Annotated in this window: 38 protein-coding genes and 1 pseudogene; 20 read left to right on the forward strand and 19 right to left on the reverse strand. The window is 60.7% G+C overall.

Features of this window, described 5'->3' with window-relative positions; genetic code table 11:
• Positions 1-37 precede the first annotated feature (37 nt).
• A complete protein-coding gene (locus ACMGFL_RS07750; protein WP_436934962.1) occupies positions 38-475 on the reverse strand; it encodes a DUF7993 family protein in 438 nt (145 codons plus the stop codon).
• Positions 468-926, reverse strand: a complete 459-nt coding sequence (locus ACMGFL_RS07755; protein WP_436934963.1) for a DUF2240 family protein — start codon at positions 924-926, stop codon at positions 468-470. The genes ACMGFL_RS07750 and ACMGFL_RS07755 overlap by 8 nt, the downstream gene beginning before the upstream one ends.
• Positions 927-1026: 100 nt before the next feature.
• Between ACMGFL_RS07755 and ACMGFL_RS07760 the strand changes: the two genes are divergently transcribed.
• The 3 genes from ACMGFL_RS07760 (at position 1027) to ACMGFL_RS07770 (ending at position 2826) form a co-directional block, all read left to right on the forward strand.
• On the forward strand, positions 1027-1398 hold the full coding sequence (locus ACMGFL_RS07760; protein ID WP_436934964.1) for a 30S ribosomal protein S8e: 372 nt from the start codon (positions 1027-1029) through the stop codon (positions 1396-1398).
• 74 nt (positions 1399-1472) lie between these two features.
• Entirely contained in the window at positions 1473-2453 is a 981-nt protein-coding gene (locus ACMGFL_RS07765; protein ID WP_436934965.1) for a Gfo/Idh/MocA family protein, read from the forward strand.
• A 67-nt stretch (positions 2454-2520) separates the two neighbouring features.
• The gene (locus tag ACMGFL_RS07770; RefSeq protein WP_436934966.1) at positions 2521-2826 is read left to right on the forward strand and encodes a hypothetical protein; all 306 of its coding nucleotides are present in this window, start codon (positions 2521-2523) and stop codon (positions 2824-2826) included.
• Positions 2827-2847: 21 nt separating this feature from the next.
• Here the strand turns inward: ACMGFL_RS07770 and ACMGFL_RS07775 are convergent, their stop codons facing one another.
• Complete coding sequence (locus ACMGFL_RS07775; protein WP_436934967.1) at positions 2848-3378, reverse strand: GNAT family N-acetyltransferase; 531 nt, start codon at positions 3376-3378, stop codon at positions 2848-2850.
• Between the two features lie 55 nt (positions 3379-3433).
• A pseudogene (cysK, locus tag ACMGFL_RS07780) lies at positions 3434-4371 on the reverse strand (cysteine synthase A).
• Positions 4372-4540: 169 nt separating this feature from the next.
• Here cysK and ACMGFL_RS07785 point away from each other — a divergent pair.
• Positions 4541-5029, forward strand: a complete 489-nt coding sequence (locus ACMGFL_RS07785; protein WP_436934968.1) for an Lrp/AsnC family transcriptional regulator — start codon at positions 4541-4543, stop codon at positions 5027-5029.
• Positions 5020-6165: a pyridoxal phosphate-dependent aminotransferase gene (locus ACMGFL_RS07790; protein ID WP_436936431.1), complete on the forward strand. Its 1146-nt coding sequence runs from the start codon at positions 5020-5022 to the stop codon at positions 6163-6165. The genes ACMGFL_RS07785 and ACMGFL_RS07790 overlap by 10 nt, the downstream gene beginning before the upstream one ends.
• A 16-nt stretch (positions 6166-6181) precedes the next feature.
• Here ACMGFL_RS07790 and ACMGFL_RS07795 read toward each other — a convergent pair whose 3' ends face one another.
• On the reverse strand, positions 6182-7015 hold the full coding sequence (locus ACMGFL_RS07795) for a molybdopterin synthase (RefSeq protein ID WP_436934969.1): 834 nt from the start codon (positions 7013-7015) through the stop codon (positions 6182-6184).
• 92 nt (positions 7016-7107) lie between these two features.
• Here ACMGFL_RS07795 and ACMGFL_RS07800 point away from each other — a divergent pair, with 92 nt between their 5' ends.
• Entirely contained in the window at positions 7108-7512 is a 405-nt protein-coding gene (locus ACMGFL_RS07800; RefSeq protein ID WP_436934970.1) for a disulfide bond formation protein B, read from the forward strand.
• 236 nt (positions 7513-7748) lie between these two features.
• Here ACMGFL_RS07800 and ACMGFL_RS07805 read toward each other — a convergent pair whose 3' ends face one another.
• The 8 genes from ACMGFL_RS07805 to ACMGFL_RS07840 all read right to left on the reverse strand — a co-directional run bounded on the left by ACMGFL_RS07805 (position 7749) and on the right by ACMGFL_RS07840 (position 11473).
• Positions 7749-8264 (reverse strand): CNNM domain-containing protein, encoded by a 516-nt coding sequence (locus ACMGFL_RS07805; RefSeq protein ID WP_436934971.1) that lies wholly within the window; start codon positions 8262-8264, stop codon positions 7749-7751.
• A gap of 383 nt (positions 8265-8647) precedes the next feature.
• Complete coding sequence (locus ACMGFL_RS07810) at positions 8648-8890, reverse strand: hypothetical protein (RefSeq protein ID WP_436934972.1); 243 nt, start codon at positions 8888-8890, stop codon at positions 8648-8650.
• Positions 8887-9126, reverse strand: a complete 240-nt coding sequence (locus ACMGFL_RS07815; protein WP_436934973.1) for a hypothetical protein — start codon at positions 9124-9126, stop codon at positions 8887-8889. The genes ACMGFL_RS07810 and ACMGFL_RS07815 overlap by 4 nt, the downstream gene beginning before the upstream one ends.
• Before the next feature lie 171 nt (positions 9127-9297).
• Positions 9298-9636: a hypothetical protein gene (locus ACMGFL_RS07820; protein WP_436934974.1), complete on the reverse strand. Its 339-nt coding sequence runs from the start codon at positions 9634-9636 to the stop codon at positions 9298-9300.
• A complete protein-coding gene (locus ACMGFL_RS07825) occupies positions 9633-10040 on the reverse strand; it encodes an HNH endonuclease signature motif containing protein (RefSeq protein WP_436934975.1) in 408 nt (135 codons plus the stop codon). Before ACMGFL_RS07825 ends, ACMGFL_RS07820 begins: the two co-directional genes overlap by 4 nt.
• Positions 10037-10918 carry a hypothetical protein gene (locus tag ACMGFL_RS07830; RefSeq protein ID WP_436934976.1) on the reverse strand — a complete coding sequence of 294 codons (882 nt, stop codon included), beginning with the start codon at positions 10916-10918 and terminating at the stop codon, positions 10037-10039. Before ACMGFL_RS07830 ends, ACMGFL_RS07825 begins: the two co-directional genes overlap by 4 nt.
• Positions 10915-11259, reverse strand: coding sequence for a hypothetical protein (locus ACMGFL_RS07835; RefSeq protein WP_436934977.1), 345 nt, complete (start codon positions 11257-11259; stop codon positions 10915-10917). The genes ACMGFL_RS07830 and ACMGFL_RS07835 overlap by 4 nt, the downstream gene beginning before the upstream one ends.
• On the reverse strand, positions 11252-11473 hold the full coding sequence (locus ACMGFL_RS07840; RefSeq protein WP_436934978.1) for a hypothetical protein: 222 nt from the start codon (positions 11471-11473) through the stop codon (positions 11252-11254). The genes ACMGFL_RS07835 and ACMGFL_RS07840 overlap by 8 nt, the downstream gene beginning before the upstream one ends.
• A gap of 287 nt (positions 11474-11760) precedes the next feature.
• On the opposite strand from ACMGFL_RS07840, the gene ACMGFL_RS07845 reads away from it, so the two are divergent.
• A complete protein-coding gene (locus tag ACMGFL_RS07845; protein ID WP_436934979.1) occupies positions 11761-12021 on the forward strand; it encodes a winged helix-turn-helix transcriptional regulator in 261 nt (86 codons plus the stop codon).
• Here ACMGFL_RS07845 and ACMGFL_RS07850 read toward each other — a convergent pair.
• The gene (locus ACMGFL_RS07850) at positions 12000-12218 is read right to left on the reverse strand and encodes a winged helix-turn-helix transcriptional regulator (RefSeq protein ID WP_436934980.1); all 219 of its coding nucleotides are present in this window, start codon (positions 12216-12218) and stop codon (positions 12000-12002) included. The two genes, ACMGFL_RS07845 and ACMGFL_RS07850, sit on opposite strands and share 22 nt — an antisense overlap.
• Positions 12219-12368: 150 nt before the next feature.
• Here ACMGFL_RS07850 and ACMGFL_RS07855 point away from each other — a divergent pair, with 150 nt between their 5' ends.
• Together ACMGFL_RS07855 and ACMGFL_RS07860 are read left to right on the forward strand one after the other, a co-directional pair.
• Entirely contained in the window at positions 12369-12590 is a 222-nt protein-coding gene (locus ACMGFL_RS07855; protein WP_436934981.1) for a hypothetical protein, read from the forward strand.
• The gene (locus ACMGFL_RS07860; protein ID WP_436934982.1) at positions 12587-12835 is read left to right on the forward strand and encodes a hypothetical protein; all 249 of its coding nucleotides are present in this window, start codon (positions 12587-12589) and stop codon (positions 12833-12835) included. Before ACMGFL_RS07855 ends, ACMGFL_RS07860 begins: the two co-directional genes overlap by 4 nt.
• A gap of 135 nt (positions 12836-12970) precedes the next feature.
• Here ACMGFL_RS07860 and ACMGFL_RS07865 read toward each other — a convergent pair whose 3' ends face one another.
• Entirely contained in the window at positions 12971-13219 is a 249-nt protein-coding gene (locus ACMGFL_RS07865; protein ID WP_436934983.1) for a hypothetical protein, read from the reverse strand.
• Positions 13220-13298: 79 nt separating this feature from the next.
• Here ACMGFL_RS07865 and ACMGFL_RS07870 point away from each other — a divergent pair, with 79 nt between their 5' ends.
• The gene (locus ACMGFL_RS07870; protein WP_436934984.1) at positions 13299-13958 is read left to right on the forward strand and encodes a zinc-ribbon domain-containing protein; all 660 of its coding nucleotides are present in this window, start codon (positions 13299-13301) and stop codon (positions 13956-13958) included.
• A gap of 24 nt (positions 13959-13982) precedes the next feature.
• Here ACMGFL_RS07870 and ACMGFL_RS07875 read toward each other — a convergent pair whose 3' ends face one another.
• Positions 13983-14576, reverse strand: coding sequence for a tyrosine-type recombinase/integrase (locus ACMGFL_RS07875; protein WP_436934985.1), 594 nt, complete (start codon positions 14574-14576; stop codon positions 13983-13985).
• 316 nt (positions 14577-14892) lie between these two features.
• Here ACMGFL_RS07875 and ACMGFL_RS07880 point away from each other — a divergent pair, with 316 nt between their 5' ends.
• From ACMGFL_RS07880 to ACMGFL_RS07915, 8 genes are all read left to right on the forward strand, one after another.
• Entirely contained in the window at positions 14893-15123 is a 231-nt protein-coding gene (locus ACMGFL_RS07880; protein ID WP_436934986.1) for a DUF378 domain-containing protein, read from the forward strand.
• 6 nt (positions 15124-15129) lie between these two features.
• On the forward strand, positions 15130-15516 hold the full coding sequence (locus ACMGFL_RS07885; protein WP_436934987.1) for a DUF8023 family protein: 387 nt from the start codon (positions 15130-15132) through the stop codon (positions 15514-15516).
• Between the two features lie 2 nt (positions 15517-15518).
• Entirely contained in the window at positions 15519-16256 is a 738-nt protein-coding gene (locus ACMGFL_RS07890; protein WP_436934988.1) for a hypothetical protein, read from the forward strand.
• A 35-nt stretch (positions 16257-16291) separates the two neighbouring features.
• Positions 16292-18994: an Env/VP5 family phage fusion protein gene (locus ACMGFL_RS07895; RefSeq protein WP_436934989.1), complete on the forward strand. Its 2703-nt coding sequence runs from the start codon at positions 16292-16294 to the stop codon at positions 18992-18994.
• Positions 18994-19578: a DUF8063 family protein gene (locus tag ACMGFL_RS07900; RefSeq protein WP_436934990.1), complete on the forward strand. Its 585-nt coding sequence runs from the start codon at positions 18994-18996 to the stop codon at positions 19576-19578. The genes ACMGFL_RS07895 and ACMGFL_RS07900 overlap by 1 nt, the downstream gene beginning before the upstream one ends.
• Positions 19575-20384 (forward strand): DUF8125 domain-containing protein, encoded by an 810-nt coding sequence (locus ACMGFL_RS07905; protein ID WP_436934991.1) that lies wholly within the window; start codon positions 19575-19577, stop codon positions 20382-20384. Before ACMGFL_RS07900 ends, ACMGFL_RS07905 begins: the two co-directional genes overlap by 4 nt.
• A gap of 2 nt (positions 20385-20386) precedes the next feature.
• On the forward strand, positions 20387-21469 hold the full coding sequence (locus ACMGFL_RS07910) for an ATP-binding protein (RefSeq protein ID WP_436934992.1): 1083 nt from the start codon (positions 20387-20389) through the stop codon (positions 21467-21469).
• A gap of 216 nt (positions 21470-21685) precedes the next feature.
• Positions 21686-22090 carry a PD-(D/E)XK family putative nuclease gene (locus ACMGFL_RS07915; RefSeq protein ID WP_436934993.1) on the forward strand — a complete coding sequence of 135 codons (405 nt, stop codon included), beginning with the start codon at positions 21686-21688 and terminating at the stop codon, positions 22088-22090.
• 167 nt (positions 22091-22257) lie between these two features.
• Here ACMGFL_RS07915 and ACMGFL_RS07920 read toward each other — a convergent pair whose 3' ends face one another.
• The 3 genes from ACMGFL_RS07920 to ACMGFL_RS07930 all read right to left on the reverse strand — a co-directional run bounded on the left by ACMGFL_RS07920 (position 22258) and on the right by ACMGFL_RS07930 (position 23888).
• On the reverse strand, positions 22258-22719 hold the full coding sequence (locus ACMGFL_RS07920; protein WP_436934994.1) for a ribbon-helix-helix domain-containing protein: 462 nt from the start codon (positions 22717-22719) through the stop codon (positions 22258-22260).
• On the reverse strand, positions 22712-23113 hold the full coding sequence (locus tag ACMGFL_RS07925; RefSeq protein ID WP_436934995.1) for a DUF4326 domain-containing protein: 402 nt from the start codon (positions 23111-23113) through the stop codon (positions 22712-22714). The genes ACMGFL_RS07920 and ACMGFL_RS07925 overlap by 8 nt, the downstream gene beginning before the upstream one ends.
• 199 nt (positions 23114-23312) lie before the next feature.
• Entirely contained in the window at positions 23313-23888 is a 576-nt protein-coding gene (locus ACMGFL_RS07930) for an SWIM zinc finger family protein (RefSeq protein ID WP_436934996.1), read from the reverse strand.
• 185 nt (positions 23889-24073) lie between these two features.
• Here ACMGFL_RS07930 and ACMGFL_RS07935 point away from each other — a divergent pair, with 185 nt between their 5' ends.
• Both ACMGFL_RS07935 and ACMGFL_RS07940 read left to right on the forward strand, forming a co-directional pair.
• A complete protein-coding gene (locus tag ACMGFL_RS07935; protein ID WP_436934997.1) occupies positions 24074-24466 on the forward strand; it encodes a DUF5805 domain-containing protein in 393 nt (130 codons plus the stop codon).
• On the forward strand, positions 24463-25476 hold the full coding sequence (locus tag ACMGFL_RS07940) for a tyrosine-type recombinase/integrase (RefSeq protein ID WP_436934998.1): 1014 nt from the start codon (positions 24463-24465) through the stop codon (positions 25474-25476). The genes ACMGFL_RS07935 and ACMGFL_RS07940 overlap by 4 nt, the downstream gene beginning before the upstream one ends.
• The last annotated feature ends 233 nt before the right edge of the window (positions 25477-25709 follow it).

A 25709-nucleotide genomic window follows, 5' to 3' on the forward strand; every position in this document is an offset into this window, starting at 1 on the left:
GACGGTACCGTTGAACGTTCGGGTTTGACACCGATGGCTACGTCTGTTCGAGTACGTCGCGGACCACGTCCAGCGCAGGTTTGACCGCTGCGCCGGATGCAATCTGTACCGTCAGCACGTCGTCAGAGTACGACTCCCGGTCGATGGCGCTCGTGGAGTGAAACTCGCCACCGATGTCCCCGGATCTTCCCTCGATCACGGTCAGTTCGCGGTGACGCTCATCGACACTTTCGAGGACTGTGTCGTCAGTAACGGTCAGTTGGAGGCGTGCGCCGTCTGGATACAGTCGCACCGCACCGACGTAGCTCTCACGATGCCGAATCCGGTACGCGACCGGCCCGTCCGACGACGGGGACACGTCCCGGTCTGCGTCGACGACGGTCACCCCTTCGAGTGGCTCGACGTCCAGACCGGTAAGTTCCGAAGCGAGCAACTGCGCGATGCGCTCGCCGTCGGTGATCCGGTCCTCAACCACTCTCCTCACCCCCAAGATGTTCCCGAACGCGGTCTGCGAGGTCGTCGACAGCGACCCCTTCGCGGTGGGCGTAGACGACCGCCGCGGCCTCGATTGTGACCCCGAGATCCGACTGGATCCGATTGATGTTCGCGACGGCCGTCTGTTTCTCGACGCCCGCGTCGACGATGGTGTCGAGCGCGCGCTCGAACGTACTCCGGGCCTGCAGGATGCTCTCGTCGGGTTCGAACCCGTCGGGGATCTCGATGGAGTGCGGGTCGAACGCGAGCGCGAGGCTGGCTGCCTCGCGGTCGAGCAGGCCCTCACCGTCCGCGACGGTGATCAGACGCTTGGCCTGGTCGGGCGAGAACCAGTCGCGGTCCAAGGAAAGCGCGACCACGAACTCGCTTTCGGGCATCTGCTCGACACCCTCCTGCCGGAAGGGTGCCGCGACGGCACGTCGGAGACTCATCGTCGTTGTGGCCGGTCGGCAGGGGCCTAAATCTGTCGGGGTGTGTCGCTGGCACCTCCGAGTCGAGAGGTTCAAGTGTGGGCTGGCCGTTCGTTCGGCCATGACAGACCACGGACGCTCGCTGCGCAAGCGGACTGGCGGACGACTGCGACCGAAACGCGACCGGCGCAAACACGAGATCGGGAACGAACCGACCGAGACACAGGTCGGGGACGCGAAACTCAAGACCGTCGACGCACGCGGCAACAGCACGAAGGTGCGAGCGATCAAAGCAGACACCGCAAGCGTCGCGACCGACGACGGCGTCGTCGCCGCGGAGATCGAGGACGTCGTCGAGAACCCGGCCGACCCGAACTACGCACGACGGAACATCATCACGCGCTCGGCCATCGTTGAGACCAGCGCGGGCCGCGCGCGCGTCACCTCACGACCCGGACAGGACGGCCAGATCAACGCCGTTCTCGTCGAGTAGTTCGCTCTCGTTCTCGCCCCAGTGCCGTTTCCGCAGTGACACACACTTATCCGGTAACGCCTCCTGTGTGGAGTATGCGATTTGGCATCATCAGCACGGCGGCCATCGCCCGCACCGCCGTCATCCCGGGCATCACAAAAAGCGACCACACCGTACAAGCGATCGGATCCCGAGATGGAGACCGGGCCAGGCAGGTTGCGGACGAACACGACATCCCTGACGCGTACGGTTCCTACGAGGAATTGCTCGACGCGCCGGACATCGATGCCGTCTACAATCCGCTTCCCAACTCGATGCACGCTGAGTGGTCGAAGCGAGCCGCCGACCACGGACTCGACGTGCTCTGTGAGAAGCCACTCACAGCAAACGCCGTGGAGGCCCGTGACTTGGCCGCGTACTGTCGCGAGCGGGACGTGACGCTGATGGAAGCGTTCATGTACCGGTACCATCCGCGCAACGAGCGGGCGTACGAACTGGCTCAGAGCGCTCTCGGGGAGGTCTACTCGGTCAGCGGCACGCTCCACTATCCGCTCTCAGATTCCGCGGACTTCCGCCTGGACCCGGCGTACGCGGGCGGGAGTCTCATGGATCTGGGTTGCTATCCGGTGTCGGTCGCCCGGTGGATACTTGGCGAACCTGACCGCGTGTACGCTCGCGCCCGCGACTCCGGGGACTACGGTGTCGACACCCGAATGATGGGGATGCTGGTCTACGACACCGGTGAGACAGCGCAGTTCGACTGCTCGTTCGACACCGAACCTGTCCAGCGGTATCGCATCGAGGGGACCGGGGGCTGGGTCGAGGCCGAGCAGGGGGTCACGTTCAACGCACCAACTGAGGAGTCGACGAGTCTCTCGTATCGCATGGACGGGCGGCGCGGTCGCGAGGAGTTCGATCCAGCAGACCAGTACCGCCTCGAAGTCGAGCACTTCGCTGACTGTGTTGAGACGGGGACGACACCCCGAACCGGACCAGAGGAGGCGATCCGAAATATGGCCGTCCTCGACGCGCTCTACGAGAGTGCAGAGTACGGCGAGGAAGTCGAACTCGGATAGAGACCATCACGGTAGACGAATACGTTCGCGTCAAGTGTCTTGGGAGTCCCGTCCTGAGTGGACAGCGATGACTGGCCGCGACGAGGAACTCCGCGATCTCGCCAGCACACTGCGCGAGCACGATGCCGTGCATGACGCCTTCCTCGCGAAGAGTTTCACAGATCATCTCCTCATCGTCGACAACACGGCTGGCGAACGACTCCCGGAGGACATCGTTGCGCGACTCCGGGCACACGACCTTCGCGGTGCAAACGAGGTGTACTCAGAAGGTGTGACCGACGTTTCCTTCGCGGGCGACATCGGCAACGCGACGCGCCACCAGTTCGTCGACGTTCGGACCCGTGGCGACCACCAGTCCTACACCGTCGAGTGAGAGGCGGGGAGTTCGATCCAACTACTCTGGTACGTCGACGACGGCGGGCGGGCCGCTCGCTCTGGACGAGTCGAGACAGGCACGTTGTGTGTCGGGCAAATCGCGGGACTCGAACACGTCGAGTCCGGCCTCGTACCGCGAGCGGTCGCGGTCACGCTCGGGGTCGTAGACGAGTTCGAGTTCGGCGATGCCCGTCTGCTCGCCGGTCGACTGAAATCCGGCCCGATAGCACGCGCGATAGGCGACGGGGTTGTTGACCGCGATCCCGACAGTCTCGTATCGTTCCTGCAGTCGATGGGCACAGAACCGGAGCAGGCGCGCGCCGATCCCCTCGCCTCGTCGGTCGTCTCTGACAGTGACGTACCGAAGGCGAACAGCCGTCTCGTCGCTGTAATCACGACTGAACGCGACCGCCCCGAGAATCGCTTCGTTCTCTCGCACGACCGCTTTCCCGGTGTTCGAGACGACGAACTTGCCCGCGTACGCGAACTCCCGGTGGTCGAGTTCGAGCGTCGGTTCGTCTGCCTCCCAGCCGTCTATCTCGAAGTCCACACGCTAATGCGGGAACGACAGCCGCTTGACTCTTCTTTTTCCGGCCGTGGTCCTGTCACTCGGTCTCGTACAGACCCGTCGAGAGATAGCGCTCGCCGGGATCAGGCAACACGACTGCGACCAGTTCGTCCGGATGGTCGTCGGCGTACGCTGTCGCCGCCGCGAGTGCGGCCCCCGCGGATATCCCGACAAGCAAGCCCTCGGTCCGCCCGAGTTTGCGCGCGGCCGCCTTCGCCTCTTCGGCCTCGATTGCCCGAACCTCGTCGACCAGTTCGGTGCGAAGAATGTCGGGGACGAAGCCGGGACCGACCCCCTGAATGTCGTGTCCGTCAGCACACTGCTCGGAGAGCGTCGGAGACTCGGCGGGTTCGACCGCGACGGCGTAAAGTTGGTCTCACCCCGTTCCTCCGTGAAGTACTCGGCAACGCCCGTGATCGTTCCCCCGGTTCCCACGCCTGCCACGAGCGCGTCGATGTCGCCGTTCGTCGCACGCCACAGTTCGGGCCCCGTCGTCTGGCGGTGTGCCGCCGGGTTCGCCTCGTTCTCGAACTGTCGTGCCATGATGGCGTCGTCGTACTCGGAAACGATCTCCTCGGCCCGTTCGTTCGCGCCGCTCATCCCTTCTTCGGCGGGCGTGAGTTCCAGATCCGCGCCGAGCGCGCGCAGTATCGCTCGCCGCTCCGCGGACATCGAGGACGGCATCGTGAGCACGTAGTCGTACCCCCGGGCGGCACAGACCGACGCCAGACCGATGCCGGTGTTGCCACTCGTCGACTCGACGACCGTACCGCCCGGTTCGAGCGACCCATCCCGCTCGGCCGCGTCGACGATTTCGCGAGCGATCCGGTCTTTCACCGAGTAGGGATTCTGCCCCTCAACTTTCCCCAGCAGGTTCTCCGCGAACGAATCCAGACGGAGCAGCGGCGTCTCCCCGATGAGTTCGTCGAGCGACGCCGCGACGTTCATCCGTGAACTGGCACTCTCAGATGGCATGCTAGTTGTACGCTCGTAGTATGTACGCAAAAGTGACTCTGCGATTCTCAGATGTCGACAAACGTGCCTTCGAAGGTACTGTTTTCGGGAGAAGTCAGCGCTGACAGGCTGAAATTGTATCGAGCTGTCAGTAGCAAACCTTTTGTCTGCGCTGGAGCGGAGATATGGTATGAGCAGTCGCCAGCAGGTGCTCGACGTACTCCGCGAGAACGCCCGACAGAACGTCGACGACATCGCTCGTCAGACCGACGCCGACCCCGAGGAGGTCGAGGCGATTATCGACGAACTCGAATCCGACGGCGTCGTCCGGGGCTATCGAGCGGTCATCGACTGGAACCAGACAGAATCTGAGTCCGTCAGGGCGGCGGTAGAGTTGAACGTGAAACTCGACCGCGAGACCAGTTACGACGACGTGGCAGACCGGATCGCAAAGTTCCCGCTGGTCGAGTCTCTGCATCTGATGAGTGGCGACTACGACTTCCTGATGGAGGTCGAGGGTGACTCGATGCGGGAGGTTTCGCAGTTCATCAGCGACAAGGTCGCGCCGGTCCCCGAGATTACGCAAACGGTGACCCACTACGTCATGGACTCCTACAAGGAGCAGGGTATTGTGTTCGGGGACGGAAGCGACGACGACCGCCTGTCGATATCACCATGAAGCCCGCCGACCGCGTCGACCAGGTGCCACCGTCGGGTATCCGGCGGTTTTTCGAACTCGCCGAGGAGAAAGACGACCTCATCTCGCTGGGCGTCGGAGAGCCTGACTTTTCCGCGCCGTGGGCGGCCCGCGACGCCGCGATCACGTCGCTCAAACAGGGCAAGACGTCCTACACGGCGAATCGCGGCCGCCGCGAACTCCGTGAGGCTATTGCCACCCACGTGGACGGACAGTACGACCTGTCCTACGACCCCGATACGGAGATCCTCGTGACGACAGGCGCGAGCGAGGCGATCGATCTGGCATTTCGAGCGCTGGTCGACCCGGGTGACACCGTTGCAGTCCAGCGGCCGGGCTTTGTCTCGTACGTGCCAAACACGATTTTCGTGCACGGGGAGTCGCTGCCAGTCACGACCCGACGGGAGGACGACTTCAAGCTGACGCGTGAGGTGCTCTCGGACGCAGGTGCTGCCGACGCGGACGTGCTGGTGATGTGTTATCCGAACAACCCGACCGGGGCGACGATGACCGAATCCGAACTCCGGGAAGTCGCCGCGTTTGCCCGCGAACACGACCTGACGGTGTTCGCAGACGAGATCTACGCAGCGCTGAGTTACGACCACGACCACACGTCGATTGCGACACTGCCCGGGATGCGCGAGCGAACGGTCGTGTTCAACGGCTTCTCGAAAGCCTACGCGATGACCGGCCTCAGGCTCGGGTACGCGCTCGCCCCCGATCCGGTCATCGACGCGATGAATCGGATTCACCAGTACACGATGCTGTCCGCGCCGACGACGGCACAGTACGCGGCTATCGAGGCGCTCGAGTCCTGTGGCGGTGCCGTCGAGGAAATGCGGTCGGAGTACGACCGCCGCCGAAAGCTGGTGCTCTCGCGGTTCGAGGAGATGGGTCTCGACTGCTTCCGGTCACGCGGCGCGTTCTACGCGTTTCCGGCTTGTCCGTGGGACGACGACGAGGAGTTCGCCGAGGCGCTGATCGAAGAGATGCAGGTCGCAGTCGTCCCCGGTTCGGCCTTCGGCGAGGCTGGTGAGGGGCACCTCCGTGTCTCATACGCCACCGGGATGGCCGACCTGAAGGAGGCGCTCGATCGGATCGAGCAGTTCATCTCCTGACATACTGCGATACTCGCTATTCGGCGCGCTCGTGTCGCCAGAACTCGTCGTCGACCGTGACTTCTTTCTTGAACAGCGGCACCTCGTCTTTGAGTCGGTCGATGCCGTCCGAGACGGTCGCAAACGCTTCATCTCGATGGCCAGCGAGCACGACGACGAAGACGATGTCCTCGCCCGCCGTCACGACGCCCGTCTTGTGATGTAAGCGCACGTCGTAGACGCCCTCGCGTTCGCACAACTCCTCACGAATTGTCGCCATTTTCTGTTCGGCCACAGTGTCGTATTTCTCGAATTCGAGGTATTTTGTCGGCGTATCCTCAGAATGGTTGCGCTCGCGAACCCGGCCAGTGAACGTCGCTATCGCGCCCGAGAACTCGCTTCCTTGCGTCGCCTTAGCCTGGGAAACGAGCGATTCGAGCGTCTCGCGGGGGTCCTGATCGTCGATGGCTTTCACGACCGCGTCCACGTCGAGCGCGTCGGCGTCGGGCGCGGTGGCGACGATTGGGTCGGCCGCTGGCCGGTCGCCAAGCACTACCTTCGGGAGAGTGCTGTCGCTGAACCCCTCGACGAGCGCGTAGTCGTACTTGGGTGTGTACTGGTCGAGAACGTCGTCGAGCGTTTGCTCCTGTCCGGTCGCAAACCACGAGCCGTCATCAGTGAGTCCAACCGTGTGTGTCGCGCCCGCTGACCGGTGTCGTGCCGTGTCCTTCCCTTCGGTGTCAACGTCAGGGTCGTGTGTGAGATGCTTGACCGTCGCCACCGATCCCCGGTCGCGCAGTCGCTCTGTGAGCGTCGCAACGGCAGAGGTCTTCCCGGAGTCCGATGGCCCGACGACCGCGAGTGCCTTCATAGCCGTGCATTCGTTCGCTTGCACCAAAAACGTCTCTCATCAGGATAGTAAGTCGATAGATCTTAGTGGATCTGCGAGCAACGCGGTGAGTGATGGAGGACGATATTACCCGCCGCTTGCTCGCCGCAGCGACGCTGGTCGCTGTCGTCGCCACCAGCGGCAGTCTGTACTTTAGTGAAGTGATGGGGCTGGTCCCCTGTGAACTCTGCTGGTTCCAGCGGATCTTGATGTACCCGCTCGTCGTCGTCCTCGGCGTCGCCACGCTCGAAGATCGGCCGAGAGTCTACCGGACAGTGGTTCCCCTGTCAGCGCTCGGGACGCTCATCGCCGCGTACCACACCTACATTCAGACCACGAGCGAGTCGACGGTCTGTACTGTCGGCGGCTGTGGAACTGTTCAATACCGGCTGTTTGGACTGTTCACGATCCCCAATCTCTCGCTGGCCGCGTTCGTGCTCATCACAGCGGCCATGATTGCCACGCGATACGACCGATAAGCACGCATGGTATCGATACGTGCGCAGACGGGACCGCTTTGCTAGCTGGACACCAAATAGTTCATATAGCAGTATGGGGTTTACGAGTTGGGAGAGAGACAGTCCTATCGGCCGATATATTAATACAAGCTGGTACATATCTGCGTGCTGTCCGCCGAAAGGCAGACTGGCAAGAGCCACCCGACCGGACATAGCTCTCGGATATCGACTATGATCACACACGCCGACAGGGAGACTCAGTCGGTGTAGGGCTTCTCGATGTCGCTGTCTCCGCTGATGAGGGCATTCATGCGTCGGGTGATCAGATCGAAGGCAACGATGAGGGGAAACAGTACGCGTTCGACGATGCCGACAGGCCTCGCGACTGTCAGCGACCAGCGCCGGGCGTTACCGAGTCCGAACGCCTTCGGAACGATCTCACCGAAGATGAGGATCAGGCAGCTCGTCAAGACGGTGGTTACGACGACTGCAGGACCAGGCTGTAGCACGCTAGCAACGAGAACAGTCATGATGCTCGAGATGGCGATGTTCACGACGTTGTTGCCGACCAGGAGGGTGACGAGTAACCGATGGGGGTCGTCGTGCAATTCGTTCAGGACACGCGCTCGTCGGTCGTCCGTCTCTGCTTGCTGCTCGAACCACTCGTCGGGTAACGAGAAGATAGCAGTCTCTGAACTCGAAAAGAACGCACTTATCGCGAGTAGTACGGTTATCGACCCGAGACCGAGCAAAAGGACGCCTACGCTTACCATGACAGTGAATACACCGACCACGGTAAAGAGCATACTGACGGCCGAACTACGTTCCAACCGGAGCATGGGTGCTACGACGGCTCCGGGCGGAGTGAATTCGCCGAAGTTGACCGAGATATTCCGAACACTTGACCCCATTTAAAACCCCGGTCAGAATACTGGCGTCAACGATACTGCGGGTGTTCAACCGACATGATGGCACTCGATTTAGCAGTGGGTTCTGAATCCGCCAGCGGCACAGCTGCAGGGGAGTGAGCGCAAGACCAATTCTTATTTGTGAAACTAATATACCCAGCCAGAGTTTGTCACTATTTCCGCCATATACAGATGCAGTTATACAAATAATAGCCTTTAGCTGTGTATCTGCTATCTGGGCCTGATTGTTACTCTGCATTCGCAACACCCTCCATTTTGAGATATATCGCTGCTAGTTCTTTTTTCCGCAGTTTGCTGTCATCTCTGAGTTGGTACTGTTCGGGGTCGAGTCCCGACCGGCTGAGCATCGCGGCGATGAGGCCTTTCCGAGTCATGCGCATCTCGCAGTGTTTGAGTTGGTCGGCGTGGGGCCAGGTCTCGAACTCGGGCGGCCACCGGCTGTATGGGTCGTGGTCGTGGTCTGCACTCACGGTAATCCCTCTCCGAGTTCTGTTTTCAGTTTGTCACAGCCGTGCGAACGGAACTCCCACTTCTCTGCGAGACTCCAGTCGCCTGTATTGCGTTCTTCACACCGGATTTCGTGCCTGATATCCGCGCCCACGTCGGGATAGAATGCGACTTTCACGCGGTGCCTGACGGTGATGTAGCGCTTATCGACGGCCGTGTATGGTTGGTTCTCCCACGTGGCGATCACGCGCTCTATCACGCAACACCACCCCCGGATGCGGGTGGGGTAAAATCGGGCGCGCTGAAGACCCGATCGCACTGGTGACAGCGATACTCGCCGTCGAGGCCGTGGGTGTGCATCCGGTCGACGAATAGATGACTGTCACAGCCGGGACACTCGGGCCATTCCCAGGGGGATCGGCGGCGTGTGTCACCCATCTGTCTGCCCTCCATCGGCGATCGCCTGTCCGTTCCCGGTCGCACTGGCAAGATCGCGGGCACGATCCTTCAGCTGCGGGTTGTCGATAACCCGAACGTGGGTATCCTCTCGCAACTCGACTCGGTGGGTGTCGGTCGGGATCGTCTCGTAGTAGTCGATCCGGTGCGGTGGATACTTCCGCCGGGTGCCGTCCCAGAGCCGGACGAGCAACCAGCCGTTCTCAAGCGTTTTGGCGTGGGCGACGAACAGCGACTCGTCAGTATTGAGGATGACGTGCGACGGCATGTAGTCGGTCGGCAACTGCTCGGGGTCGGGGTCGCGTTGACTCATGTCTCGCCCTCCAGGTCTCGGAGACACCCGGCACAAACACAAGCGACTGATGGGGGTGTCGGGGTTCCACACTGTCTACATTCCGTCGTGGCTGGTTGGTCATAAACCGTATGTCGCTTGGTAGAATCGTCGCCGATCGATGCGAAACCGTCTTTCCATTCTTCGAGGTCGAGACCGGACAACGTCGGCCCGTCGTAGTGTCGCCAGGCGTGACACCGCCGACAGAGGCCAATAAGGTTCTCTGGGTCGTTGTTCTGGGGATCCCCGTCTTTATGATGGATTTCCCACTGATAGATTCGATCGTGACCGCGGCCACAGTCGGGGCAGGTGTACGATTTTGGGTCGTGGTCTGTCCAGAACTGTTCTCTGGCACGGTCACGGCTGGTGTGCGCTGTCATGCTCATTGCGAATCACTCTCCATGCGGGGCGCGAGAATGAAGTCGGCTGAAAAGCCCCAGTCGGTCCACTCACTGCGGAACATGGCGGGGAACTCGTCGCCGAAGTCGATCGTCAGGTGGTCGGCCTTGCCGGTGTCGATAGCCTGCATGATGTCGCTGAGGTAATCCAGCGAGAACAGCGAGGACTCGTCTTCGCCTGCGTCGTCGTCTGCCCAGGCGCTGGCGGTGAACTCAACGATCTCCACCATGTCGGTATCCTCGTCGAGCTTGTAATCTCGCGTCGGCTGTGTGCCAAAGAGGAGCGTGTTGCCTGCTCGCGAGAGATAGCCGTAGTCGTACTGGATACTCTCGACGACCTCACGGAACGGGTCGATATCGACCTGTGCGTGATTGCCGAGCGCCAGGTCGGGCACCTCAGGCTCCTCGCGCACCGAGTCGGGATCGATGGTGTAGAACTCGCTGACGCGACGCACACCCTCGTCCGGGCGCAACACCGCAACGCGACAGCGTGCGCGGGTGCTTGATTCGAACAGGTCGATCCGGACGGGGTCGCCGTCACCACTGCGTTTGCGGGCGAAGGCGAGCGCGCGTTTGAACCGGTCGAGTGGCATGCCGACCACGGTCTCGTCGTCACACTCGTAACCAGTCCATGCCTCGGCGGGCACGTCGAGGTCGACCATCGCGACGTTCGCGGGGTCGACGGCGGTCGTCGAGAGCCCGTTGGCGTCGAACCGGAGCTTCGCTTCCTCGACGAGCGCGGACACAACACAAGCCAGCGACCGGATGGGGTCGCCCTGCGTGACGATCGACACGGCGGCGTCCTCGGGAGCGGCAAAATCGAGGTCGGTGTCGTCGCCGTCGAGCTGCGGAACGGCTTCGCTCATGCCTGATCACCGCTGTAGACGTGCGTTTTCGGAGCTGGTACGAGTCGCTGGCTCCCGTCGCGGAACGTCACTTCGACGGCTGTGATCCGGTCGTTGAAGGTCGGCGCGTTCTCTCGGAGCGCGTTGCTCGGAAGCGTGTTCTCGCAAACACCACACTGCCAGCCCCAGATCCGATCAGTTGGTGCGTCGTCGGGTGCGGGGTGACTTCCCTTCGACGCCGAAACTACTTTGTCACAGTCCGGACAGCGGACGTTCCGCTCGTCGTCGCGCACCGGCTCGGCGATCTCGCGTCCGGCGTGGGATGTGAGTGCAGTCTGCCGCTCAGTGCTACCCTCAGGCATCGGCATCACCGCCGTCGATTGCGGCGATCGGTTCACTCTCGCCGTGTGGATCTTCGAGCACGATCTGGTGACGCACCTTCGCGTCGGTCTTGATCTTCACCTCAAGCGGCCCGATCTCCTTGGTCACGGTCGCTCGACCATGCGTCAGCAGGTGGTTGAGATCGTCGGCGTCGAGCGTGACGGTCACGCCGCCTTTGGTTTCGATTTCGCTCATCGCAAACCACCCCCCGCATGCGGGTGGGGGTAGTTGGAGACTGTACAGCTACCAGCGGGCTTAAGTGCCCGATCGGCGTTTCTAGTCATGGGTTGATCGGACCCGACAGACGGCGCGCGTCGGCGCATGGTGGCGCGCCGTCCTCGACTTTTGCGCGACAACGTGTCTGCGAGCGCCGCCTGTCGAGTCATATCTACATACGTCTAGTTGCGGGGTACTTAACTCTTGTTCCAGAACAACAGATAAAATGGATTCCTATTAAATACGTGGGAAATAACAGTGTTTGTATGGCGGATAGGCCCGGACCAGACCCAACTGTCGACCCGGAGGAAATACTCCGGATCATCAAACTCGCGTATCCGCCAGCTTTGGGAACTGCGGATATAGCTGATGAGATCGGGATATCGAACCAAGCAACAGCGAGACACCTAAAGCGGCTACAGGAAGACGGACACGTAGATTCTCGAAAGGTAGGGCAGGTAAGAATCTGGTGGATAACTGACGAGGGCGAGCGAAAAATCGGGTCTCAGTCATCGGATAGCCAATAAATCACTACTCCGCTTGTTTTCTCACGTTCAATCGCGCCCTGCTCTGATAACCGGTTGAGTCTCTGACGCGCACGCTCTCGGGAAAGTCCGACTATCTCAGCAACATCCTTAGCAGTTGCAAACGGGCAGTCTGTACTCTCTATTGCCGATATTATCTCACTGTCTGACACGGTTGGGTCTGGACCTCGCACAGCCATTCTAATTATCCATCTGTTGTCCCGGAACAATAGTTTTATGGTTGTCCTGCAACAACAGTTAGTTAGGAACACCGGCCACTCGCGGGCGTTGCGTCGGAGAAAACGCCCGCCCTGCTTAGACAGGACGGCCGGGGTTCCGGGACTGGAACCATGACGACCAACGAACCACGAACGCAAAACGATTCTGGTACAGCCGATAACTACATCCGCGTCCCGGTCAGCGGCGGCACGCTCGTCTACGAACCACGCTCGATCGGCAAGGAACTCGTCGGCTTCGCCGAGATCGAGGATCGCGACGATCTCGCCGACGCGCTGCGCGCTCGCGGCCTCGGCCACGGCGCGCTCCGGAACCTCCCGGTGATGGACGCATGACCTGTACCGTCGAGCAGCGCCAGAACGCGCGCGACTGTGCGACGGCCTGCTTGGGCGAGCCTGCTGTCGAGCACGCGGACGCGCTCGACCCGGCGACCGACCCGACGGACCGCTGGACGGTCGAGCTTGTGTTGTGCGCCGAGGGCGTGCCGCCTGCGGTCTCGCGTCTTCTCTCGCTGTACGATTTGACGATCCGGGATGTGTCGCCCCAGGGGGACCACTGGCGGGCTGTCGCTGTTGCATAGGTGATTGTCGCGGCCACCAGACTGATAAGGGCAAGGCGAAGACGCACGGTGAAAGTGAAAGTAAAGCCACGATACACACATCTTTCTGGGGAGTGTACTTCAACTAAGGAGGGCGGCTTCCGGATTTCCGAAAAGCTACCCGAACAGTTCTCCAAGCCCGTCACTGTCGTCGTCACCGTCGCCGTCGTCGGCTTCGCCCCAATCGCCGTAGACTCGAAGCGTCTCACTCACGTACGAATGCGAACAATCCAGCCGCGCCGCGATCATCGACGTAGTCATGTCGGGGTTCTGGCTGGCCATCCGGAGAATGTCTGCTTGCAGGTCGGTCGGTTCGTCGTCGCCGTCGCTGCTGTCGTCGCCACCGAAGATATCGCCGAGTCCCATGCGCGCCAGCATGACCGCCCGGTAAATAAACACCGAGGAAAGGATAACAAATATACAAGTAGCGGGAGAGAACCGACGCATGCCCTACTGCCCTGATTGCGGAGCGGAGTTCTCGAAGGGGGACACGTTCTGTGTGAATTGCGGGAAGGAACTCCCGGAAGTCAAGAAAAAGACAAAAGAACAATCCAGACAGGCGCGGGTAGCCGAAAAGGCCGAACAAAACCGACAACCGCCTCAGAAACAACCGAAACAGGCACATACTCAAGAAAAACCCTCGCGAGCAGGCTCGGCGAAACAGAACGAAACAGTTCCGGGACAAGAGAACCTCCGGCTCGGGATAAGGGCTGTCGGTGCGATCTCCGCACTCGGACTGATCGCTGGTGTATTCCTCCCGTGGGTGACGGCCCAGTTCGGATTCATGCAAGTAGAAGTTACAGAAACGGTTCTCGGAATTCAACATAATTGGGGATGGGTCACTGTGGTCGTGGGCGTGCTGTCTGGGGCGTTCTTTTTCGACGACAAACCGGAGTTGCACGTACTGGGTTCCGTTCTTGCCCTCATCACTGGGATCGTTCTGTTACTCTATTTGAACGATCCGCTAATTTTCAAGGGGGATATTAGTTCAGCCGCGGAATTACTCTTGTATCAAGTGATGGAAGTAGGTGTCGGGGTGTATGTCTGTCTAGTAGGAGCAGCGGGAGTAGTGGTTGCCGGGTTCTATTCATATCTTGCCCAATAGCCCCCCCCGCATGCGGGTGGGGGGTTAGATAGTCTGGAAGTGGTCGTATCGCCGTTCGGTCGTGAGAATCGTCGCGTGCCGAAGCCGGTTCCGAACGTCGTATAGCGTGTTCTCGTCCTCTGCTCGGAGCATCCGCCACGCCACGGAGTGCCGAAGCGTGTGTGCGGTCACGTCGTCCGCCTGGCCGCGGCCGTCGAAGCGATACGGGCGTACGTCCGCCCGCTCGGCCAACCGCTTCACCACGTCGTTGATGCCCTTGCCGGTCATGCGGTCACTCTTGCGACTCGGGAACAGCGCGTCGTCGCTGTCACTGTCGAGATACGCCCGGAGCGTTCGCACCGTCCGGAGGTCGCCGCTCCGGTCGAGCCGGAACGTCGCCGGGTCGGGACTGTTGTCGTTGGGATAGTCCTTCTGAATCCGTGCCGGAATGCGCAACTCTCCTTCATCGAGGTCGAGCATGTCGCGGTTGACTTGCGCGAGCTCCCCGCGCCGAAGCCCGGTGTCGTAGAGCATCGTCACGATCGCGTCGTCGCGAGTGCCGAACGTCCCTTCGTGGGCGGCGTCTCGCATCGCTTCGACCTGCGCGGGCTTCAGATAATGAATGTTCGTTTCTGTCATTTGGGCTGTCTCCGACATGGGTAGTATATAAAGAAACAGACGCGCATCCGCCTTGAATGTTCGCTTCTATTAGGAGACTCGAACATTCAAAAACAGGCGTAGATCCGACTTGTATGAGAAGCCGTCATCGGCACAAACACAGAAAATCTGTCGTCAACCATACACAACACAACCTCACTACTCGGTAATAGATTTGTTGCTAATACTACTGAGTAGTTACGTCTCTATATTGCGATACCATTCAGTTATATTAGCAAATAATATTTATCCAATCACTCGCTTGCTCAATACATCCCGGCTCGCGCTGGGTGTCACTATGGCAAAAATAGGTAACGAACTCATGCGGATGGTCGCGGTCGTACTCGCATCGGTCGGCGCAATTAACTGGGGCCTTATCGAGTTTGCGGGGACAGATCTCCTCGTGGACACGCTCGGCCTGACGGGCGACACGTACACGGCGGTGATCGCGGTCGTCGCCGCTGCTGGTGCACTGGCGCTCTACAACGTCGGGGTCGTCGAGCTACTCGGCGACCCGATGGATGGGTGATCCCAAATGACGCAACTAGAGATAGACAGGGAGACGTACCTGATCTATCCGCTGTTCGCGCTCGGCGCGGCGGCGACGCTCGGGATCGTCTCGACGGATATCCTGCCGTGGGTTGATCTCGGTGAGACGGTGCTGACGTTCGGGACGATCGACTGGACGCTCGGCCGACTCGTCTCGATCGGGGCGCTCGTGGCAGTCATCGTCAACCGGGACGCCCCGATCGCTGATGCACTCGGCGCGCTGGAACTCTGGGTGTTTTACGCGACAGTCGGGCTGATACTGGCACCCCCGTTCTTCCCCGCATTCGCAGAAACCTTAGCGGCGAGACCGGCGAGCTTCATCGCGTTTACCGTGCAATCGATCGGGTTCGTCGTGATCACCTACATCAACTAACAATGGCACGAAATACACTCAAATCGGTCGGTATCGGGCTGGCTGGTCTGGCGGCGCTGTTCGCACTCGTCATGGCTGTCTTCTCGGGCGGCGCAGGCGCGCAGATGCTTGACACGAACATCTCCGTCGACCAGCCGGACAATCAACAGCTAGAGGTAGACGTGAGCTTCAGCGGCGACACGAGCGTCGACGTGAACCTCACGAGCGACGGCAGCGTTGTCGAGTCGACGACGGTCTCGGGCACCAGCGGGCAAACCCAAACGGGCACGCTCGACCTGACCGGGGTCTCTGCAGGCGACTACTCGCTCGTCGTCACTGACGACGCGAGCGCGTCTCTGTCGGAGACGCGGATGATCACTACGCAGACGAACGCGCTGAACGTCTCGCAGAACGACACCGTCGCGGTCGACGTGGAGTTTGACGCGACAGAGACCACGACGGCCACAGTTGAGTGGCAACAGAACACGTCCTCGAACACGACGACGATCAACTTCGATCCCGTCGAGTACGAGGACGGCTCCGGGATGAAGACCGTCAAGTGGGATGCTGGTGAGGATGGGCCGGTCAACGTGACCGTGACCACCTCGCCCGCGGCTGGCTATGAGGCGATGTGGGTCTCTGATGACAGTGGCTTCCTCGGCGGCGGCGGCATCATCGGCGGCGCTGGACAGACCGAACTGGTCGCCTTCGGCGTGGTGATTCTCGGACTGCTCTACGCCCGCGGCCAAGAACTGATATAGATTCGTCGCCTGAAGCGACGCCATTTTTCAAGAGAATGAGCGAATCAGAACACAACACAAGCGACCGAAGCAGTATTGACAGACGAACGTTCATGAAGGGCGCGGGCTGGACAGTCGGCGCGGCGGCGGTTGGCAGCGGAGCGACAGGTGCAGGGATATCCCCGATCGGAAACGCGAGGGCGGGAGTCCTCGAAGATACATTTGACTGGGCGACTGACGGATTAACGGGAAAAGCGATCAAGTACTCGTATGGTTTGACACTCCCGACCGCCTATACCGGGTCGTTCGCCGGGCCGTCGTCGCTGGCTCTCGCAGTCGGTGGCCTCGGCGATTCACTCGGCCTCGGCGGCACGAACGACTCGCCGACCGCCGGAGACGTGTCGTTCCATCAGACGACGACGAACAGCTTCATGGGGTGGCAACAGGTTTCAAAAGTCCACATCGAGAACCAGATCGAGAACTCCCAGATGCTCGCGGATATTGAGGCACGTAACGCTATCGCCGACGCGTGGGAAGACGGCAAAACTGAATCTGAAGCCTCACAGGCCGCACTTGACGCGATCGATGGTTACCACTCGATCCTCTGGCGAAATACGTTCGTCTCGAAACAGGCGAACGCCCTTCAGATCGCCTACGTGATGCAGACGGCGGCGAATACGACCGAAGCCGATTACTCGAACTGGACGAATATCGGCCCGACGCCCGCGAACGCCGACTACACCGGGAGCGGGTCGATCGTCGACGGCGGCACGCAAATCTCGCCGAACACAACACAAACGGATATCACGCTCCCGAACGGTGAGACGCCGACGCTGGAGGTCGTCGAGTTTAGCGTCGAGTGGGACAACGGCGATACGTGGTCGTCGCTGCTCGATAACTCGTTTCTCGACGGCTACGACTCGGCGAGCGGCGAGTTCACCTTTAGCACCGATCAGGGCAACGAGTTTACCGATGACTTCACGGCGGCGAACCTCTCGGTTCCGGATGCGAATCTCCCCTCGAAACGCATCCTCAACTGTGCGGATCTCGCCGACGCGCTCAATCGGATCGAGCAAAACGCCACCGACCTGAAGCAGAACTACGATCTCGAACGGGTCGGACAGATTTACACGGCGCTCGACAACGGCGACGTGACGCCAAATCAGATCCGCGGGGTCGCCGGACTCGCCGAACACCTGTCGGGCACGTCGGACGCAACGGAGGGACGGTATCAGATCGCCCTCTCGACGCTGACGGGCGTCCCGCGGCCGGATCTCTCGCAGGTCGCCACGGTGACGATCGAACACACCGGCCCCACCGATATCGAGATCTCTGTCGACGCGGACGGGACGCGACAGCGGGAGCTCACCGGCTCGGTCACAGATCAGGTGTTCCAGGGCCAGATCTTCGCATCCTCAATTAGTTCGGATCTGTCGGTCGACAACACGTATCTAACTAATCTGGCTATGGTGTCTGTTGGTGATGGAAATATCTCCCTTGTCAATCCGATAGATCAATCTGTGTTTTGGACGAGTTCGATCCGGAGTACTGGTATGTCTGCGTTAATTCATAATGGAGAGATATTTGCTGGGGACAACGGTGGATATCTATACAAGTTCGATAGATCTGGTCAAAAAGAGTTTGAGGTACAGGTTAGTTCTGCAGGGGCCCCTTCGTGTGAGGGGATAAAACCAATCGGGCCGGACACTATCGCAACCTTGGATGTTGGCGCGGGGAAAGTCGCGGCCCGTAACGTCTCCGATGGGTCTATTAAATGGGAGGTGTCCCTTGATGCCCCAGAGGGTTTTGAGGTAACTGATTCCCATATCTATGTCGCTGATGCAGGATCGAATCAGGTCACGGCGATCAGTATTGAGTCCGAGTCGACAGACTGGACTGTAGGACTTGGAGAGATGGCGCGATCTGTCCACAAGATAGCTGACAATCGGATAATTGCTGGATCAGTTACGAGCGGAACCCCGGAGCTAAACCTTATTGACACTGAAAATCAGTCGATCCTGTGGTCGCAAGATACTGTGATTCAAGTCGACGGTGTACAAGGAGACAAAGATATCGTAGCCGTCTCTGAAACCGATTTCATCGGAATTGGCGGAGAAGGGAATGTGAAACGGATCAAGTGGTCGGATAGTGGTGTCGATGAAACTGTTTGGACCCAATCGGCAAGTCAAGCTACCCCCCCGAGGATCAGTCTCCTCGGACCTGATATTGTTGTTACCAACAACGGGACTGCCGGGCAGAAGATAGATATCTCCGATGGGAGTAAGCTCGGTAATATCGGGACAGACCAGAACGAACCGATAGTTTCTGGTTGGTACAATCGATATACCGTGGATCTGCCGGTGTATCAGGCATATACCAAATTCGACGGTATCATGCAAGACGCTCAATTTTCGGCGGCGATAGAAAACGGGATGGATCAACTGTATCTCTCGGGCGAGACCACGATCCTCGAAATGAAAGACGCTGACGGCAATCCGGTCAATAACGTCAACGTCGACGATTTCGGCCCGCCGCAGTACGACTCTGCGGATATCTCGGAGTGGTCGGATTACATGGCCAAAATCAGCGACGAGTTCGAGAACGCTCTCGATGAGATTGCTGGGAGCAATCCGATCTTCGGCAGCGGCGGCTGGAACTTCGGCGGGATCAACATCCCGACACTGCCGGGCTTCGGCGTCATCGAAACGGTGATCATCATCGGCGGTGGCTACCTGGGCCTCTCCGCGCTCTCAAACTAATGCGCGGGAGCACTGTCGCGACGGCGGCGCTTGTGTTTGTGCTCGCCGTCTCTGGCCCGCTCGCGCTTGCTGGGACTGCGGTGGCGCAGGACGCCCCGGACGATCCGCGAGCAACGCCGACGCCCGAGGCTGACGAGGAGATCGCCGACCAACTCGGCGACCTGATCGTTCACGAATACAACTACGACGACGCGACGAACACGTTCACGATGGATCTGACGTGGCGCGGCGACGCCCCGGAGTCGGTGACGATGACCGAGATGCTGGAACTCGACAGCGGCGGGTCGACACAGATCAGTTTCAAACAACTCCGACTCGCACCCGGCGAGCGGACGACGGTGAAGATGGGCGCGGAGATCCGCTCGGGCGGGACGGCCGCGATCCTCATTACGACGACCCAATCCGTCGACCGGAACGAGGCGCTGGTCTTGCAGGACGGCGACCCGTCGAGTTATCCGGATATTCCGTTTGACATGGCGATCCTGTTCGTCGGTGCGACGGCGGTCGTCACCGCCGCCGGCGTCTTTGTGTTTGTGTTTCGGATCAAACGCGACGAGGATCACGGCAAGGAGCGGATAGCATGACGGAACTCGAACAGCGGTTCGCGGCGGGCGTGCAGGGCTTCCGGCGCTGGCTTGACGAACACTCGCGACTAGTGATCGGCTCGACCACGCTCCTACTTGCATTGCAGTGGGGCGGCGTAATCGATATCGGCCTGCCCGACTGGTGGCCGCTGGCCGCGGCGGTCGTGATCGCCGCGGGCATCGCCGCCTACTTCGGCGCTGACAAGGTGGCCGAACTCATCCCCGAGGAAGACGGCATTCTGCTGGTGGCGTTTCGCGCTGACGACGACGGCGGCGGCGAAATCTGGGAACTCCAAGACGACACCTTCGCCGACATGGAGACCGACGGCACGCTCTTCGAGTGGACAGAGAGCAGCCGCCGGGTCTACGAGGTGCGCAACTACGACCCAGAGGAGAACACGGCCATCGCCAACTGGCGCGAGACCGCGCCCGGAAGCACACTCGCCCAGGAGCGCACTGTCGAAGACGTGTTCACGGCGATCCGCGAACTCCGCGAGGATCTAGAACCGTCGGCGGCCGAAGCACGGGAACTTCGCCGGCGTATCCGCGGGATCGTGCGCCGACTCGACGAGGAACGCACCAAAGCCCGCGCCCGACAACTCGACGAGCAGACGCTGGACAAGGGCCTCGACGCGACGACTATCTCGGAGGTTATCGACGAGCAGATCCCCGACGACCTGCACCCGGATGCGGGGCGGGGGTCAGACGACGAACCAAAGGCCGACGCACCCCGCGAGAACGGCCACGCTGACGACCACGAGATCGATATCGAAGTGAACGACGACATGCCGCTGCAGGGACTCTAAGAATGAGCAAGAACAACGCTTACGCATCGGCTGAACTGGCATCGCACCTGCGTGACGACCCCGGCGAGCACGTCCGACCCTACGCCGGACTGATTGACGACCCGGACACACTCGGTTTACTCGCCCATCTCGACACTGTGCTAACCGAACCAGTCGAGCAGACACAGATCGGCCGCGAGATAATCGCGAACGCCGCGACGGACACGCTCGACGAGAGCGTTCGCGCGGGAAACGTCTCACAGATGAAAGCGGCGACCGGTCTCACGAACCAGTCCGAGAACAAAGACCGGTTTTTCGTCGAAGTAGCGGACAAACTCTCGCACGAGGGATCGATCGGACTCGTGTTCGGCTCGCCGGGGTCGGGGAAAACGTCGGTCGTACTCGACGCCGCGCAGGTGTGGCGGGCGATCACCGGCGGGAAGGTAATCGCAAACATCGACTGGGAAGGCGCGGATCGGCAGTTCTACTCGGACCAGGAGATGCTCGAAGCGATGGCGTCCTATCAGGGGCCGGTGCTCGCTGTGCTCGACGAGATCGCGCAGGAACTCTCGGGCTTCGGTACCGGCTCGAAAAAGGCCGAAGCGTTCACCGACCAACTGCTCTATATCCGGAAGCGCGAGTCCCAGCACGGTGAATACGCGAAACGCGGGAGCGTGATGTGCGTCGCCCACACGCGGACCAAGACGGCGAAGGATATCCGGCGGGTCGCATCGTTCGCGGTCGAGAAGCCCGACAAGACACGGCCAGATCGAGCACGCATCCTCGAAAGCGAGGGCGGAAAAGACGAGTGGCAGGAAAAGGCCACCTATCAGGGCCTCACGGAGACCGCAGAACGATACGACGAGTATCAGGCCTCAGAGTTTGAGGTAACGCAGGATTACGACAGCGACGACTCTGACGGCGCTGACAGCGGCATGAGCGCGGAGAAGCGTGCATCCATCCAGACGGCCCTGACACTCGCGCTTGAGCAAGACATGACCTATGCGGAGGCTGGTGAAGCGGTCGGTTGGTCTGACTCGTGGGTTGGCAATCGCGTCAAAGAATACCGGAACGGAGAACTCGACTGGGTGGAGATTGATGAATAGGAAACTGACCGACCGCAGGCGGGTGAATCGGTCCATCCATCCAGCCGGACCTGGGCAAATATTGTTTAATACGTGCGTGATCGGGGTCGCGTGGATGGCGCGAAAATCGCCGCCGGGGTGGGGAAAATCGGGCTGGAAAAAGAAAAAATGGTTGCGGTGCTGGTCGACGCGCGGCGATCGAATCTACACAAAACACAAGACAGAGAGGGGTCGTTGATGGTCGAGAACAGACGCGCGCCGGGCTACTACGGGGCGAAAGTCGAAGCGTGGGTTCTCGACGAGTACGGCCTCGAACGCTCCTACGAGCCTGTCAACGGTGTCAGGATGGACGCGATCGACCCGGACAGTGAGACGCCGGTCGAGATTAAAGCGGTCGCGCGGAACCGCCGGGGTGGGCGTCCGGACGAAACACGGTTCAAGGTCTGGCGAGACCAACACGAATCGCTCAAGCGCGCGGATGGCTGCTACGTCTTCGTCGAGTATCAGTTGCGATCGAACGGGATCGCGGTGCATCACTCGCGGGCGCTCCGAGCGTCGGCGATCTCGATCAACTGGTACGGCACAACACAACCGCGCGGGCAGGAACAGGCAGAGATTCCCGCGCGGCAGTTATTCGACTGACGCCCAGTAGAACGTGACGTACCGATACCAGAACGCCGCCAAGAGTCCGTAGGCGGCCAGCGGTTCAAGCATCGGGATCACCGTCCTCGTCGAGTCGCGGCGACAGCCCCAGGTCCTCGGGGTCGGCGTCGGCGAGCTTGCGGCGGTACTTCCAGGCGTCGTATTGCTCACCCACCGGAACCACCCCCCGCATCCGGGTGGGGGGTATCCTCCATCCCGCGCACCTGCCACGCCCGATCGACGAGTCGCTCGCCGACGAGTTGCCGGAGGTAGCCACGCTTCCGGAGTTTGCCGAGCACGCGCCGGTTGATGATATCCTGCGACCGGGCGAGTTGCGTCGAGAGTTCGGCGACAGCGATATCATGGGGCACGACCCCGCGGTGGTTCGCCATGCTGACGAGCGCAAGATACGCGCTCCGCAGCGTTTCGTCGGCGGGCGGCTCGCGTGGGGCGTCTGACTCGTCGGCGTCGCCGAGCGCCCGTCGCATCGCACTTCGGAGCGCGTCGGCGCGGTTGTCGTACTCGTCACTGGTGTCGACGAGTGCATCAAACTCGTCGATAAGAGACTCGGCGGCGCGGAATTTGACCTGCTTGCGGCGCTGACTCTCGTCGTGGATCTGCTTACTCACTGCTCGGCCCTCCGTTCCGGTCAGTTCCCGTGTCGTACTTAGCGGCGAGTCGGTCGGCGTGGTCGGCGATTATCTCGGCGTGACAAGCTGGCCCGTCCTCGTCGAGCCGCTGGCACCAACATCCGAGTGTCTGACCGGAGAGGTCCGCGACCGCGGCGGCAAAATCGCCATCGTCCTGAATCCGCTGGATGAACACCTGCCGGAACCGCTCGATACTGTGCTCTCGGCTGTGGTCGTCCAACGAGAACGGATTCCCGAGCCACCCACGCTCGCCGATCTCCGCCTCGGTCATGTCGCGCCCGTCCGGCCCGCGGCCGACGTACACGTCAGTCTCATCGGCCTTGTAGTGACCGACCCGCGTTCGCTCAGTATCGTCTGTAGACTGACCGCTCATGCTGCACCCCCATGAGTGGTACTAGCACACCGGGGGTGTGGTACTAGGGGGCGTCGGGCCGCCATGTTGCGATTCACCGCTGAAAAGGCAACATGGGTACCACCCCCTCCCCCACTCTGAGAAGGACTCGCGTCGGCGGGCGTGCGCCCCCACGCGCGAGTCCGGCGGTTCGTCTGACCGGGCTGACAGGTGCGCCGGGTCATGCCTGACCACCTGCCTTGTTTCGCGCTCGCCGGAGCAGGTTCCCGATCGTGCCGGGGGCGCGGTCGGTCTTGCGGGCGTACTCGCGGACGCCGGTTTGCCCGAGTTCGCAGGTCAGATAGGCGTCGAGTTCGGCGCTGGTCATGCCTCTGGACACCTGTATCTGCACGTCTCGCTCGCCGTGCTGGTACCACTCGGGCGGCGTCTCGTACTCGTGTCCGGTCTGGTAGTGCGTCACCTGCAACTGCCCGCGAACCCATCGCCACCAGAGCGTCGCGACGTGGGGACACCAGTCTCGATGCGTCCACCCGGCACAGCTACACTCGGCGCGCAGGGTCGCCTGGTCGAGCACAAACACAAGCCGGTGATAGTCCTCGCTCGTTTCCATCGAGACCATCCACTCGGCGTCCCGCACGGGCGACACGTCGGCGTCCTCTGCAACGGCTCTGTACCAACTCGTCGAGAGCGTCCAGGGCTTGCCGTCGACGGTATCGGGGATCTCGAACGCCGGGGGCGTTCCGACGCGCTTTGCGAGCGATGCATCGATGCCGTTCTGACTGCTGGTTTTGCTCATTCTATCAGCCTCCTAGAATTGTTTCTGTCGAGTCTGCGAGCGGTCCTATGATGTATATCTACTATCATTTCCCGAGAGATACAGAGAATCAATTTCAGGCAATCTAAAGGCCTCTCAACACGTATTGTAGCCTTTAGCTGTGTATCTACCATTACCTTGATGAGGAAGGGGGTCGATCACCGAATATGGGTGACGAATCGGAGCGCGACACTGAGCGAACTGTCGTTCAGACCTACGTTCCGGCCTACCAGCGCGACCAGTGGGACGAACACGCGGATCAACTCGGAATGAACCGGTCCGAGTTCGTCAAGGCGATGGTGCAGGCCGGACGAAGCGAGTTCGGTGCCAGCGAACCAGAGGAATCGACACAGAGCGAGCCAGGTCAGGAGAAGTCACTCGAATCAGAAGTCTGTGAGATTCTAGAGGAGTCAGGGCCGCTCTCGTGGGACGAGTTGCTCTCTATCCTGACCGAAGACATCGAATCGCGACTCGACACCACGTTGCAGGACCTCCAGTCGAGTGATCGTGTGCGGTACAGCGGTCGAGACGGCGGATACATTCTGGAGGCAAATTCGTGAGCGAATCAGAGTCGAAGCGAACCGTAGACCACGTCGAGTACTTCCTCGACGACATCACCTATCAGGGAAAGTCCAACCGGACCAGACGCGCGTACGAGCGCGTGTTGCGTGACTTCGAGGCGTATCTGGATTCCCGCGATCTGACACTCGAAACGGCAAATCACCGGGACTGTATGGCCTACGTCCACCAGATTCGGGAGGCACGTGCCGAAAGCACCGTCGCTTCGTACACCTCCTACCTGCATCGCTTCTACGACTACATGATGCGCGTGGACAGATTCGACGAGAATCCGATGGCGATCGTATTAGAGGAGATCGACGAATCGATAAACACCGACCCGGCTCGCCGCGACATCTCGATTCCGGAGATGCGTTCCTTTGTCGAGACGATTGCCCATCCGCTGGACAGGGCGATCATCGTCACACTGCTAAAAACCGGGATGCGAGCCGGTGAGCTATGCAATCTCGACACGCGCGACGTGTACCTCACTGCGGGCCCTGAACGGCCACACAGGCCTCGTCTCGACGGGCGGCCGGACTCGCTGTACGTCGACGATACGCCGACAGCAGACAGCGTGTACAACGGCGAGCGTCGAACTGCCTCGAACAAACGCAAGCGCGCAACGACGATTCCGGTCGACGACGAACTCTCAGACGCCCTGTGTCAGTGGCTCGCCGTCCGGCCCGATCCACGCTCAAGTGCGGATCCGCTGTTCTGTAGCACCCGAGAGTGGGGAAAGCGCCTCACCCCCGACATGGTCCACCACATCGTCGAACAGCACGCACGGACGGCAGGCTGGTACACACGCGGTGGCGGGCCGGAGGAAAACGTCACACCCCACTACTTCCGGCATTTTTTCACGACACACCTCCGGGACCGCACCGGCGACCGTGGTATCGTGAAGTACCTCCGGGGCGATGTCGCCTCCGACGTCATCGACACGTACACGCACGACTGGGGTGATCGGGTTCGTGAGGTCTACGAGGCGAATATCTACCCGATATTGTAGAATTATTACTAGGTGTGGCCAGCGTATCTCGTTGTGTCTGAGAGATATAAATCATATATCGCTATATCGAACCTATACTCATATCGCTGCGATTGTTCTGGAGTAAATCGCTGGGACCGGTCCATCGCCAACAGACCCAATGCCGCAGAGTTACCGCGGCCACGTGTTTGCGACAGCTGGGTCCGCACCCGTTGAAGAAGATTGTTCTTCGAGAGAGAAGATGTTAGTAGAAA

The organism is Halovenus marina (assembly GCF_051414115.1).
GTDB lineage: Archaea > Halobacteriota > Halobacteria > Halobacteriales > Haloarculaceae > Halovenus > Halovenus marina.